At 68.3% G+C, this 12656-nt stretch carries 15 protein-coding genes; 6 read left to right on the top strand and 9 right to left on the bottom strand.

Features of this window, described 5'->3' with window-relative positions; all coding sequences use genetic code 11:
* Window position 1: 1 nt before the first annotated feature.
* Genes FRZ32_RS04820 through FRZ32_RS04810 form a run of 3 tightly spaced genes read right to left on the bottom strand, consistent with a single transcriptional unit; the run spans window position 2 to window position 2915 of the window.
* Window positions 2-1018 (bottom strand): MlaD family protein, encoded by a 1017-nt coding sequence (locus FRZ32_RS04820; protein ID WP_147042446.1) that lies wholly within the window; start codon window positions 1016-1018, stop codon window positions 2-4.
* Window positions 1018-1767 (bottom strand): ABC transporter ATP-binding protein, encoded by a 750-nt coding sequence (locus tag FRZ32_RS04815; protein ID WP_424141299.1) that lies wholly within the window; start codon window positions 1765-1767, stop codon window positions 1018-1020. Before FRZ32_RS04815 ends, FRZ32_RS04820 begins: the two co-directional genes overlap by 1 nt.
* Window positions 1768-1811: 44 nt before the next feature.
* Complete coding sequence (locus FRZ32_RS04810; RefSeq protein ID WP_147042444.1) at window positions 1812-2915, bottom strand: ABC transporter permease; 1104 nt, start codon at window positions 2913-2915, stop codon at window positions 1812-1814.
* An 86-nt stretch (window positions 2916-3001) separates the two neighbouring features.
* On the opposite strand from FRZ32_RS04810, the gene FRZ32_RS04805 reads away from it, so the two are divergent.
* Window positions 3002-3703: an HAD family hydrolase gene (locus FRZ32_RS04805; RefSeq protein ID WP_147042443.1), complete on the top strand. Its 702-nt coding sequence runs from the start codon at window positions 3002-3004 to the stop codon at window positions 3701-3703.
* Window positions 3704-3795: 92 nt separating this feature from the next.
* Here FRZ32_RS04805 and FRZ32_RS04800 read toward each other — a convergent pair whose 3' ends face one another.
* The 5 genes from FRZ32_RS04800 to lgt form a co-directional block, all read right to left on the bottom strand.
* A complete protein-coding gene (locus tag FRZ32_RS04800; RefSeq protein ID WP_147042442.1) occupies window positions 3796-5100 on the bottom strand; it encodes a cystathionine gamma-synthase family protein in 1305 nt (434 codons plus the stop codon).
* A 147-nt stretch (window positions 5101-5247) separates the two neighbouring features.
* On the bottom strand, window positions 5248-6012 hold the full coding sequence (gene pgeF, locus FRZ32_RS04795) for a peptidoglycan editing factor PgeF (protein ID WP_147044332.1): 765 nt from the start codon (window positions 6010-6012) through the stop codon (window positions 5248-5250).
* Complete coding sequence (locus FRZ32_RS04790) at window positions 6006-6518, bottom strand: GNAT family N-acetyltransferase (protein ID WP_147042441.1); 513 nt, start codon at window positions 6516-6518, stop codon at window positions 6006-6008. The genes pgeF and FRZ32_RS04790 overlap by 7 nt, the downstream gene beginning before the upstream one ends.
* A gap of 1 nt (window position 6519) precedes the next feature.
* On the bottom strand, window positions 6520-7500 hold the full coding sequence (locus FRZ32_RS04785) for a class I SAM-dependent methyltransferase (protein WP_243445193.1): 981 nt from the start codon (window positions 7498-7500) through the stop codon (window positions 6520-6522).
* Window positions 7481-8395, bottom strand: a complete 915-nt coding sequence (lgt, locus tag FRZ32_RS04780) for a prolipoprotein diacylglyceryl transferase (RefSeq protein WP_243445192.1) — start codon at window positions 8393-8395, stop codon at window positions 7481-7483. The genes FRZ32_RS04785 and lgt overlap by 20 nt, the downstream gene beginning before the upstream one ends.
* Window positions 8396-8464: 69 nt before the next feature.
* Between lgt and FRZ32_RS04775 the strand changes: the two genes are divergently transcribed.
* From FRZ32_RS04775 to FRZ32_RS04765, 3 genes are read left to right on the top strand one after another with little or no spacing between them, the layout of a single operon-like run.
* Window positions 8465-10138: a class I adenylate-forming enzyme family protein gene (locus FRZ32_RS04775; protein ID WP_147042440.1), complete on the top strand. Its 1674-nt coding sequence runs from the start codon at window positions 8465-8467 to the stop codon at window positions 10136-10138.
* 54 nt (window positions 10139-10192) lie between these two features.
* Window positions 10193-10552: a hypothetical protein gene (locus tag FRZ32_RS04770; protein WP_147042439.1), complete on the top strand. Its 360-nt coding sequence runs from the start codon at window positions 10193-10195 to the stop codon at window positions 10550-10552.
* A complete protein-coding gene (locus tag FRZ32_RS04765; RefSeq protein WP_147042438.1) occupies window positions 10549-10956 on the top strand; it encodes a hypothetical protein in 408 nt (135 codons plus the stop codon). Before FRZ32_RS04770 ends, FRZ32_RS04765 begins: the two co-directional genes overlap by 4 nt.
* Window positions 10957-10960: 4 nt before the next feature.
* On the opposite strand, the gene FRZ32_RS04760 is transcribed toward FRZ32_RS04765, so the two are convergent.
* A complete protein-coding gene (locus FRZ32_RS04760; protein ID WP_147042437.1) occupies window positions 10961-11554 on the bottom strand; it encodes a YdeI/OmpD-associated family protein in 594 nt (197 codons plus the stop codon).
* A 98-nt stretch (window positions 11555-11652) separates the two neighbouring features.
* Between FRZ32_RS04760 and FRZ32_RS04755 the strand changes: the two genes are divergently transcribed.
* Both FRZ32_RS04755 and FRZ32_RS04750 read left to right on the top strand, forming a co-directional pair.
* On the top strand, window positions 11653-12162 hold the full coding sequence (locus tag FRZ32_RS04755) for a DUF4097 family beta strand repeat-containing protein (protein ID WP_147042436.1): 510 nt from the start codon (window positions 11653-11655) through the stop codon (window positions 12160-12162).
* Window positions 12163-12221: 59 nt separating this feature from the next.
* Window positions 12222-12608 (top strand): ribose-phosphate pyrophosphokinase, encoded by a 387-nt coding sequence (locus FRZ32_RS04750; RefSeq protein WP_147042435.1) that lies wholly within the window; start codon window positions 12222-12224, stop codon window positions 12606-12608.
* Window positions 12609-12656: the final 48 nt, after the last annotated feature.

Genomic DNA, 12656 nt, shown 5'->3' with positions numbered 1-12656 from the left:
TTCACCTTTCCTGTCGCCGCGGCGCGCCACGACCGGGTCGATAATCGGGGAGCCGCTGGCCGCCGAGCACTCCGCGCACGCCTTCCTGGTCGAGCCGCTGGGAGATCGAGCGCAGCGATTCGCTCGTCGCGCGCAGGTCGCGCACCAATTGCCCGACCTCCGGCAGCGTCCGGTTCGAGAAGGTCTGGATGCCCGGCCGCGCATCGCTCACCGCCGCATTCAGATTCTGCATGCTCTGGTCGGCCGAATGGATGGTGCGCTGCAGCTCGGCCATAAGCGGGCGTCCGTTTTCGTCGAGCAGGTTGTTCGTCGTTCCAGCGAGCCGCGAAATCTGCTCGGCCGCATCCCCGGCCTGGCGCAGCGTCTCGCGTGCCTGCGCGATGGTTTGCGTGATTTCGGGACCGTTGCGCGCGAGGTTGCGGGTGACCTCGTCGAGATTGTCGAGGATCGAGGAGAAGGACCGCTGGTTGCGGTCGCCCAGCAGCTCGGTGAGCCGCTCCGTCAGCGTGTTCACCCGCTCGAGCAGTTCCGGCGCGCTGTTGAGCAGTTGCCCGAGCGCGCCCGGCCGGACCGGGATGACAGGATAGCCATAGGGGCACTCCGCCTCCGGATTGACGCGCGGGCACTGGATTTCGACCTGCGGCGCCGCCGTCCGGCCCGGCGGCGGGGGCGGCGGCGGGTCAAGCTGGATCTGGGTCGGACCGGTGAAGCCGACGCTGCGGATCGTCGCCGTCGTGCCCTGGAGCACCGGCGTCGTATCGTTGACGGAAATGCGCACGCGGATGAATTGCGGGCTTCTGGGTTCAAGGTGGATCGCCTTGATCTGGCCCACCGGGACGCCGCGGAAGGTCACGCCCGATCCCTTTTCCAGCCCGTCGATCGATTGCTGGAAGAAGATGTCGTAGGTCTTTTCGCCGCCCTCGCCGAACTGGCTCAGCCAGACGATGAACACGACGAGCGCGACGAGCATGCCGAGCACGATGCTGCCGACGAGGATTTGGTTGGATCTGGTTTCCATCAGGTCCCGGCCTTTTCGCGCTCGCTAATGGCCGCGGCGGCGCGTCCGCGCGGTCCCTTGAAATATTCCTGTATCCACGGATGGTCCAATGCCAGCAATTCCGGAATCGTTCCGACCGCGATCACCTTCCTGTCCGCAAGCACCGCGACCCGATCGCAGATCGCATAGAGCGTATCGAGATCGTGGGTGATGAGGAAGACGGTGAGGCCGAGCGAATCCCGAAGCTCGCCGATCAGCTGGTCGAAACCGGCGGCGCCGATCGGGTCGAGCCCCGCCGTCGGTTCGTCGAGGAACAGCAGCTCGGGGTCGAGGGCGAGCGCGCGTGCGATGCCGGCACGCTTCTTCATGCCGCCCGAAAGCTCGGCCGGATATTTGCTGCCTGCGTCCGCGAACAGGCCGCTCATCGCGATCTTGTAGGCTGCGATCTCGTCGAGCAGCGTATCGGAAAGGCCGGGATAATATTCGCGGATCGGCACCTGGATATTCTCGGCCACGGTCAGCGTCGAGAACAGCGCCGCGCCCTGGAACAGCACGCCCCAGCGGCGGCGGATATGCTTGGCATGTTCCTCGTCGCGGCCGATCATCTCCTCGCCGAACACGGTGATGTCGCCCTCGACCGGCGTCTGCAGGCCGATGATCGATCGCATCAGCACCGACTTGCCGGTTCCCGATCCTCCGACGACGCCCAATATCTCGCCGGCGCGCACGTCGAGGTCCAGATCCTCATGGACGATCTGGTCGCCGAACATGTTCTTGAGCCCGCGCACGCGGATGATCGGTTCGGCGGCGTCGCTCACGGCCATCCGATCTGGGTGAAGAAGACGGCGAAGAAGGCGTCGAGCACGATGACGAGGAAGATGCCCTGGACCACGGCGGTGGTCGTCCGGCGGCCCACCTCCTCGGCATTGCCCTCGACGAGAAGACCTTGGAAACAGCCCGCCATCGCGATGATGAAGCCGAAGGTCGGCGCCTTGATGAGCGTCTGCCACAGGTCGGTCATCGGGATGACCTCGCGGATTCGCTGGACATAGGTGATCGGCGGCATGTCGAGCGAGGCCCAGGTGAAGATGCCGCCGCCGACGATGGCCAGGATCGCGGCGTAGAAGCCGAGCAGCGGCATCATCAGCAGGGTCGCGAGCACGCGGGGGAAGACCAGCGATTCCATCGGCGAGATGCCGATGATCCGCATCGCGTCCACCTCCTCGTTGAGCTTCATCGAGCCGAGCTCGGCGGCAAAGGCGGAGCCGGACCGGCCGGCCACCATGATCGCGGTCATCAGCACGCCGAGCTCGCGCATCGCGGCGCGGCCGATCAGGTTCACGGTGTAGATCTCCGCGCCGAACTGGCGCAGCTGCACCGCGCCCTGCTGGGCGATGACGATGCCGACCAGCACGCTCATCAGCCCGATGATGCCGAGCGCGTGGATGCCGACCATGTCGAACTGCTGCACCACCGCGTTGAAGCGGAAGCGGCGCGGGTGGCGGAAGATCTGCGCGACCGAAAGGCAAAGCGACCCGAAAAAGCCGAGCAGCCCGACGAGCGTGGTCACGGCGGTGACCGATGCCGCGCCGACTTGCCCGACGAACTGGTAGATCAGCGGCTCGGGCTGGCGGCGCACCGTGATCGGCTTGTCGGCCTGCGCGACATGCTCGATCAGCGTGCGCTGCTCATCGCTCGCGCCGGTGACGGTCGCGCCCCGGTCACGCTCAAGCTTGTGGATCAGCCAGGCGCCGACCGTGTCCATCCGCTCGACGCCGGAGAGATCGACGACGATGTCGTCCGCCCGCACGGCTGCCAGCTCGTCGCTCAGTCGCCGCGCCCTCAGCATGGTGAGCGCGCCTTCGAAGCGAAGCACGCAGCGCCCGTCCTCGTCGGTCTGGCTGAAGTCGACGCTCATGGCTTGGGTGTCTGCTTCAATTCCCGCTCCCCGGCAAGCACATGGAACATGGACAAGGGCAACGCTTTCATGCTTGCGCGGGTGCCATGACCGAAGGATTGGCGATCTACGACATGGACCGGACGGTCACGCGGCGGCCGACCTATCCGCCGTTCCTGCGCTATGCGGCGCTGCGGCTGTCGCCGTGGCGGCTGCTGCTGGCCCCGCTCGTGGCGCTGACGACGCTCGCCTACGGCCTTCGCCTGATCGATCGCGGGCGCCTCAAGGAGATGAATTTCGAGCTGCTGCTCGGCCGGCCGTCCCCGGATGCGCTCGCACGGGTGGTGGAGCGGTTCGCCGATCGCCAGCTTCGGACCAATATCCTGCCCGGCGCGCGGATGCAGATCGCGGCGGACAAGGCGGCCGGGCGCCGGCTCGTCCTCGCCACCGCCTCCTACCGGCTCTACGCGGCGGCGATCGCGCGGCGGCTCGGGTTCGACGACGTGATCGCGACCGACACCCTCTCCGATCGGCACGGCCGGATCACCGCGACGATCGACGGCGCCAATTGCTACGGCCTTGGCAAGCTCGACATGATCGAGGCCTGGCTCCAGCGCGAGGGGCTCGATCGCGGCGCGCTCCACATCCGCTTCTATTCGGATCACATCTCCGATTCGCCGGTTCATCGCTGGGCGAACGAGGCCTTCGCCACCAACGCCGACGCCCGCCTCATCCGCCTCGCCGAAGCGGAAGGATGGGAAGTGCTCGAATGGCGGGACCGGCGAAAGGCGATCCGGCAACGCCCATAGGCCTCCCCGCCCCGGCGGAGCCGGGATGGGGAGGGCGTGCGTACAAAGAACGATGGAGCGGGCATTCGCCGCCGGCGAATGCCGAAGCGGCGTTACACCGCCTTCAGCGCCTGATCGAAATCGGCGATCAGGTCGTCGGGATCCTCGACCCCGATCGACACGCGCACCAGATTGTCGGTGATGCCGAGCGCCGCCTTGCGATCCTCCGGCACCGACAGGTGGGTCATCGCCGCCGGGTGGCTGGCCAGCGTCTCGGTGCCGCCGAGGCTGACCGCGAGATGGGCGATCTTGAGCGCATCGAGAAAGGCGAAGCTCTCCTTCTCGCCGCCCTTCAGATAGAGCGAGAAGGTCGATCCGGCGCCGGTGCAGTGGCGGCGGTAGATGTCGGCCTGGCGGCCCTCGGTCAGGAAGCCGAGATAGCCGACGCTCTCGACCTTGGGATGATCGCGCAGGAAGGCGCACACCTTGGCGGCATTCTCGCCGGCCCGGCTCATCCTCAGCTCCAGCGTCTCAAGGCTTCGCAGCAGCATCCAGGCGGTGTTGGGATCGGTGATCGTGCCGATCGTGTTGCGGATCATCCGGATCTGGTTGATCAGCTCCCTCGATCCGGTGATGCCGCCGGCGACGAGGTCGCTGTGCCCGCCGGCATATTTGGTCAGGCTGTAGAGCGACAGGTCCGCCCCGTGGCGCAGCGGCTGCTGCCACAGAGGTCCGAGGAAGGTGTTGTCGATCGCGATCGGCGGCCGGACATCGGCATCGAAGGCCGCGTCGCACACGCGCCGCACCGCCTCGACATCGACCAGTGCGTTGGTCGGGTTGGCCGGGCTTTCGAGGTAGACCAGGCCGACCCGGCCCATCCCCTTCGCGCGCTCGACCGTTGCCGCGATCTCGTCCTCGGTCGCGCCGGCCGGGAAATCCACCCATTGGATTCCGAACCGGCCGAGGATGCGGCCGATCAGCGTCTCCGTCGCCGCATAGAGCGGACCGGACTGGACGACGACGTCGCCCGGCTGGAGGAAGGCGAGCAGCAGCGTCGCGATCGCCGACATGCCGCTGGAGAAGCTGAGCGCGTCCTCGGCATCCTCCCACAGGCCGAGCCGGTCCTCCAATATCTCCTGGTTGGGGCCGTTGAAGCGCGAATAGATGAGGCCCTCCGCCCCGCCCGGCCGCTTGCCGGTCACGCCTTCGAAGAAGCGCTTGCCGGCGGCCGCGTTCTCGAAGACGAAGGTCGAGGTGAGGAAGATGGGCGGCTTCAGCGCGCCTTCGGAAAGCGCCGGATCGAAGCCGTGGCCCATCATCAGCGTGGACGGCTTCAATTTGCGCCCGCCGATCTCCAGCACGTCGGGCTTGGGTCGGCGGCGCGCGGTCGCGCCGGTCAGTTCGTTTTCGTCTGCCATGTCTCGTCTCCCTTCGGCGAATCGCGAACGATGCGTGGAGACCGAGCCTGTCGCTTCGGGACAGGCTCAAGGCCGGCTCCGGCGGAGCGGCCCAGGGGTGAGGTCCGTTGCCCGGACGCGCCTTTAACCGAAATCGACGGCGACGATCTAGCCCGGAAGCGCGATCAGCGAAATTTGGCGGCCGTAATCGGCTTCGCCCGAATGGGTGGCGCGGCGATAGGAGAAGAAGCGGTCGGGATCGGCATAGGTGTCGAGCCCCATCGCCTCCACCCGGGTCACGCCGGCGGCGGCGAGCCGGGCGGCGACATAGGCTTCGAGGTCGAACTGGTGACGGCCCGCGCGTCCGGGCGCGAAGAATCGCTCATTGTCCGGGTCGGCCTCGGCGAAGCGGCGGGCAAAGGCCTCGTCCACCTCATAGCTTCGCCGCGCGATGGCCGGGCCGATCGCCGCCGCGATCCGTTCGCGCGCCGCGCCGATCTTTTCCATCGCGACGATCGTCGCCTCGATCACGCCGCCAAGCGCGCCCTTCCAGCCCGCATGGGCGGCGCCGATGACCCCCGCTTCGGCATCGGCGAGCAGGGCCGGCGCGCAATCGGCGGTCAGGATGCCGAGGGCGAGGCCTGGCCGATCCGTCACCATGGCGTCGGCATGGGGCCGCGCATCGTCCGGCCAGGGGGCGGCCGCATGGACCGCGATCGCGGAATGGACCTGATGGACGGTCACCAGCGCGGCGCCCGGCGCCACGGCGGCCACGGCGCGGCGGCGGTTTTCGGCGATGGCGGCGCGCTCGTCGCCGGACCCGAGGCCGACGTTCAGGCCCGCGCACACCCCTTGCGAGACGCCGCCGCGCCGGCCGAGAAAGCCGTGCGGCACGCCGATCAGGCGCGATCGGATGGTCTCGACGCTCACAATGTCCGCCGCATCAGCAAATCCTCGTCGGCATGGGTGCCGACCATGAAGTCGTAACGCCCGACCGTCTCGAATCCATATCGTTCGTAGAACCGGCGGGCGCGGTGATTGTCGATGTAGACGGAGAGGAAGATTTCGCCAGCGCCGCGCGCCTCCGCCTCGCCAAGCGCCCAGGCCATGAGCGCGTCCGCCACGCCCGCGCCGCGCTGGTCCGGATCGAGATAGAGCTGGCGCAGCTCCATCGCCGGGCCCGCGGGCGTCACCGGCAGGGTCGGGTCGCTGACCTTGGCGAAACCGGCGACCGCGCCATCCGCTTCGGCAAGGCGGATGCGGAGGTCCGGCTGGGCGAGCTCGGCCAGCCATGCCTCGCGGGTGAAACCGGCATAGAAGGCGGCGAGGTCTGCCGGATCGTAGAGATGGCCGAAAATCTCGGTGAAGACGCGCCGGAACAGCGCGTCGATCGCCTCGACGTCGGCGGCGGTCGCGTCGCGATAGGTGATCTCGCTCATCTCAGAACCCCGCCGGATCGGGCCAGCCCGGCGCGGTCGCCGCCATGGTCTTGAACAATCGCCCCATCTGCGCCGGCGCGGTGAGGCGCAGCCGCGCGCCCTCGATCTCCTCGGTCCGCTCCGGCGCGGACCGGGCCAGCGCGGCGGCGCGAAGCGCGATCCCCATCGCCTCCAGCCAGTCGCCCTGGGGGCGCGGTCCGTGGACGCTTGCGCCCTCGCCGCGAATCGCTGCGGCGAGCGCCGGGAACTGGACATGGGCGGTGAGGTCGCGGCTCCCCGGCGCCTCCCAGGGATCGGCGAAAGCATGGCCCTTGACCGCCTGGAGCGTGTCGCCCGCGCCGGGCCGCGCCGGGCCATAGTCGATCGCGAGCAGCGCGCCGCCCTGGGTGACGATCCGGCACGCGAGCAAGCGGGCGAGCGCGATCCCGGCCGGCGACGCTTCGGTCGCGACACTGCCCTCGCGGACGAAGCGACCGCCCTCGATCGTCACCATGAGCTCGCGCCCCGCCGCATCGAACTGCGCGACCGGAAGCGCATCGAAAAATTCGTTGGCGACGATCAGCAGCGGGCCTTCGGGCAGCGCGGCCGGATCGTCGTGCCAGCGCGCGTCCGGCACCCGTTCGGCCTGGGCCGCGCGGAGCACCGGGCTGGTCTCGACGAAATGGACCTGCGGCACCAGCCCGGCGCCGCGCATGGCGCGCAGCGCATCGGCGGCGAGCGTGCCGCGCCCGGGCCCGAGCTCGACATAGGCGATGCCGTCGGGCCGGCCCGCGCGCCGCCACAGATCGGCGCACCAGATGCCGATCAGCTCGCCGAACATCTGGCTGATCTCGGGCGCGGTCGTGAAGTCGCCGGCCGCGCCAAGCGGATCGCGGGTGGCGTAATAATAGGCGTTCGCCGCCGCCATATAATCGGCGACGCTCACCGCGCCCTCTGCCTCGATCCGCCGGCGCAGATCGTCTTCAGGTGGCGGCCGGCTCATCGGCGGGGACCGGCCGGACGCGCTCCGTGCGCTTGTTCGCGGTGAAGACGAGATAGAGCCCGCCGAGAATCATCGGCAGCGACAGCCACTGTCCCATGTGCAGCCCGGTCTCCTGCGCGAAATGGACGAGATGCGCGTCCGGCTCGCGGATGAATTCGAGCCCAAAGCGGATCAGCCCATAGCCCAGGATGAAGAGGCCGACGAGGAGCCCCGGCTTGTAGCGCGCCCGAGTCTTCCAGAAGGCGAAGGCGAGGATCGCGAACAGCACGATGCCCTCCAGCGCCGCCTCGTAGAGCTGGCTTGGATGGCGCGGCGGGCCGAGCGCGGTGCAGACGCCCGCCGCATCGAAGGATTCGCAGAAGCGCACCGCCCAGGGCACGGTCGTGATGCTGCCCCACAATTCGCTGTTCACGAAATTGGCGAGCCGGCCGAAGAACAGCCCGAACGGCACGCAGCACGCCACATAATCGTGGATCCGCAGCCAATCGAGCCGGTGCTTTCGCGCCATCCACATGATGCCGAGGCTGACGCCGATGACGCCGCCGTGGAACGACATTCCGCCGTCCCACAGGCGCACGATCTCCACCGGATGCTGGAGATAGTCGAGCGGCTTGTAGAACAGGACATAGCCGAGCCGCCCGCCGAGGATGATGCCGAGCGTCGCATAGAAGACCATGTCGTCGGCATGGCGCTTCGCCATCGGCGCGCCCGGCTGCCCGAGCAGCTTCATCAGATACCACCAGCCGGCGACGATCCCGGCGAGATAGGCGAGGCTGTACCAGCGCAGCGAGAAGGCACCGATCTGGAACACGATCGGGCTCAAATGCAGGTCGGTATATCGGATCGCGGAAACCGCGTTCGCCGCCGCCGCCGATGTCGTCAGTGCGTCAATCAAGGCTTCCCCCTCCGGGTTCGCGCCTTCATAGTGGGGGCATAAGAAAAGGCAAAGACGGAGCAGGACTGGATGCCGAGCGAGCTGGATCGCATTTATGACGCAGCGATCGCCGAGGTCACCGGCGAGGGCGGACGGATCCAGGTCGGCCGCGATCCCGACACCGGCCTCGCCATCGTGACCAATCTCCCGCCGACGCTCCCCACCCTGTTCGACATCTTCTGCGGTCTTCACGCCGACATGGAGGCCGTGGTCGCCGGGGATGAGAGGCTGAGCTTCTCCGATCTCAACCGCCAGGCCACATCACTCGCCCGCGCCCTCGTCGCGCGCGGCGTCGGCAAGGGGGACCGGATCGGCATCGTGATGCGCAACTGCCCGGCGTGGATCGTCACCTGGATGGCGGTGCTCAAGGCCGGCGGGGTCGCGACCCTGCTCAACGGCTGGTGGCGCGGCGAGGAGATGATGCACGCGCTGACGCTGACCCGGCCGAAGCTGATGATCGCCGATGCGCCGCGCGGCGAGCGGCTCCAGGCCGCGGGCTGCCCGATCCCGCTCGTCATTCTCCCCATCGAGGGGCCGATCGAGTCGGCGATCGCGCCGCTGATGGATGCCGGCGAGGCCGATCTGCCGATCGTGCTGCCGACCGACGATGCGACCATCCTCTTCACGTCCGGCTCGACCGGCCTCGCCAAGGGCGCGGTCTCGACCCATCGCGCCGTCACGACCGCCGTCTATACCTATGCGATGGGGCTCGCCGCCCTGCTCGGCATCCGCCAGGCGTCGGGCAACCCGCCGGCGCCGCCGCGCACCCTCATCAACGTGCCGCTTTTCCATGTGACCGGCGAGGTGCCGGTGCTGCTCAACAGCTTCGTCATCGGGCGCACGATGGTGCTGATGCCGAAATGGGACCCGGAAGAGGCGCTGCGGCTGATCGAGAAGGAGAAGATCACCTATTTCGTCGGGGTTCCGACGATGAGCATGGAGCTCGCCCAGTCGCCGTCCCGCACGAAATATGACCTGTCGTCGCTCACCGACATCGCCGCCGGCGGCGCGGCGCGGCCGGTCGCGCATGTCGAGCGGCTTGAAAGGACCTTCACCGGCGCGCAGCCGGCGCTCGGCTACGGCCTCACCGAGACCAATGCGGTCGGCTGCTCGAACTTCTGGTCCAACTACCATGACAAGCCGGCCTCGACCGGACGGGTGATGCAGCCGCTGGTCGAGCTCGCCATCCTCGGCGATGGCGACGCTCACCTGCCCGCCGGAGAGCGCGGGGAGATCGCGATCCGCTCGGCCGCCAATATCCGCGGCTATTGGAACGACGAGGCCGCGACCCGCGCGGCGATCACCGCCGACGGCTATTTCCGCACCGGCGACATCGGCTATCTCGACGAGGACGGCTATCTCTTCATCGTCGATCGCAAGAAGGACATCATCATTCGGGGCGGCGAGAATATCAGCGCCCAGGAGGTCGAGGCCGCCCTCTATGGTGACCCGCTCGTGACCGAGGCGGCCGTGTTCGGAATTCCCGACGAACGGCTCGGCGAGGCGCCGGCCGCCGTCATCTATGGCGAGAAAGGCGGGCTCGATTCCGCGTCCGTGCTCGCCTTTCTTTCGGAGCGGCTGGCTGCGTTCAAGCTGCCGGCGGTCATCTGGATCGCCGATCGGCCGCTGCCCAAGCTCGGCACCGGCAAGATCGACAAAGGTGCGCTTCGCGCGCACTATCGCGACGCCGCCCAGGTCGGCTGAAGCCGCGGTTTCGCCGATCGACCTTGGCCCAACCACGGGGAAGGAGAACCCGCGATGATCCGGACCGTCGCCGCCGCCGCTGCCGCTCTCGTGCTCGCCGCGTGCAATTCAAGCCCGCCGCCCGTCGCGCCGGTCAATGAGGCCGACAGCGCCGCCGCGAGCGGGAACCAGATCGCCGCGCTTCCCGAGGGCAGCCGCAACGGGGTCTTCATCCGGGCGATCCGCGATGCCAACCAGGATTGCCAGCATGTCGATTCATCGGAGCCGGCCGCGCCGCAGCGGGGCAATCCGGCCTGGACCGCGCATTGCGACAACGGCGCGACCTATACGATCGTCCTCACCGGCAATGGCGGCGCGACGGTGGTCAACGGCGCCGTGGCGCCGGCGCCGGGCGCAGCCGCGAACACGCAATGATCCGCGTCGCCCTCCTCACCGCCGGATGTGCCGCCGCCCTGGCGGCGCTGGCGGCGTGCGGCGACGATTCGCCGCCCGCCAACGTCCAGCACATCACCATCGCCAATCCCTATAACGACCAGCTCAAGGCGCTCTCGCCGCCGATGCAGCGGCTCGGGTTGATGCGGGCGATCCGCGACAACGGCAATCGTTGCCACAAGGTGCAGGCGGTCGCGCAGCAGCAGGATCACGGCAATCTCGCCATGTGGGTGGCACTGTGCGACGATGGCCGGCATTGGGCGATCTTCATCGCGCCGACCGGCGATACGCAGGTGCGAAACTGCTCCGACGCGGAGCGGCTCCACCTGCCGGTCTGCCACCCGGTCGCGCCGCCAGCCGAGCCGATCCCGAACGGGCAGCTCTGAGCGTTCAGCAGTTTTCGTATTTCCAGTTCCGGCGCTTGCCCTCGGCGAGCCATTCCACCGCCTGCGCGATCCGCTTCGTGCGCGTCTCCTCGCGCTTCGCCTCGGTGATCCATTCGACATAATCGCGCCTGGCGCTGGGCGGGAAGGCATCGAACGTCGCCTTTGCCGGTGCATTGGCGTCGATCGCGGCGCGCATGTCATTCGGAACCTCGGGCGGCGCCTTGTTCGCCGGCGGGCGCGGCGGCTTCGCGCCCGAATCGATCAGCGCCATCGACTGGCGCGTCAGCTCGATCAGGCGATCGCGCGGGGGCAGATCGTCGATCGATCCGATCCGCCCGAACTGCCCCATCGCCTCGGAATTGCGCTCATCCTGCCGGAGCATCGCATCGTTCCAGTAACCGAAGCTCGCATGGGCCTTGAACGCAGCCATGTTGGCGAGGATCTTCCCCTTGTAGAGGAAGTTCGGCATCCCCCACTTCACCGCTTCCTCCGCGTCGGGGCACGCCTCGTGGATCGTCGCGCGAAGATGGGTCAGGATCGGCCGGGCGAAGTCCGCCTGGCGCTCGATATAGGCGTCGATCCTGGGGTCGGTCTTCATGGACGCGGATCATTCCCCGCCCGCCGGGCCGATGCAAGTGCGGTGACGGATTGTGTTGCCTACATAATACACTTATACCCGCGCCGAGGAGGATCGCCATGACCTTGCTGAAGCTCGCTCCCCTGTTCGCCGGTGCGCTCGTGCTCGGCGCCTGCGATGTCCACATCGGCAACGACGCGGGTGAGGACGCCAATATCGACATCAATGCCGCCGGAAACGGCCAGGACGGCCGCGTGTCGATCCAGGCGCCCGGGTTCAACATGTCGGTGAGCGTGCCTGAAAGCGTCCGCGCCGAAATGCGCGCCGACAGCACCGACGGATTCCTCTATCCGGGCTCGCGGGTCGGTGGCGTCCACGTCAACGCCAATGAAGGCGATGGCGTGGTCGACATCGCCTTTTCGAGTCCCGACGACAGCGCGCGCATCGCCGACTGGTATCGCGATCCGGCGCGCGGACCGGACGTGCATGTCGCCTCGGCCGCGCCCGATGGCGGTGGCTTCGTCATCTCCGGCACTCGGCGCGGCGATCAGCATTTCGAGGTGCGCCTGACGCCCCGCAACGGCGGCGGCGTCGATGGCCGGCTGGTGCTGACCGGCTCGGAACACTAAATCCTCCCGTGGATCCTCCCCACGAGGGTGCGCCGCACGGGGAGGCATGAGGAGACCGAATGATCCCGATCGCCGACCCGCACGAGGTGCGCGCCCATCTGGTCGCGGCAGCGCGGGCCGGCACCGCCCTCTCCTATGGCACGCTGCTCGAGCATCTGGGGTACCGCTTTTCCCGGCCGAAGATGCGGGCGCTGTGCGCGATGCTTGGCGAGATCGACCGCGCCGCCGCCGCCAACGGCGAGCCGGAGCTCGCGGTGCTTGTCGTTCGCGCCAGCGACGGCATTCCCGGCCAGGGCTGGTGGGTCGCCGGCGGCGGCCGCGACCGCGGCTATGATGGACCGTGGGAGGGGCCCGAGGCGGCGCGCTTCATCGCCTCGGTTCAGGCGGAAACCTTCGCCTACTGGCAGTCCCGTTCCGGCACAGATGCCGCCCGGCCCCCGCATTAACCGATTCCGATCACCCATCGCGGCCCGGCTTGCGGCATATAGGGCGTC

The organism is Sphingosinicella ginsenosidimutans, from assembly GCF_007995055.1.
GTDB lineage: Bacteria > Pseudomonadota > Alphaproteobacteria > Sphingomonadales > Sphingomonadaceae > Allosphingosinicella > Allosphingosinicella ginsenosidimutans.
The sequence above is the reverse complement of the archived record's forward strand: the minus strand, read 5'-3'. Positions and strand labels throughout refer to the sequence as shown.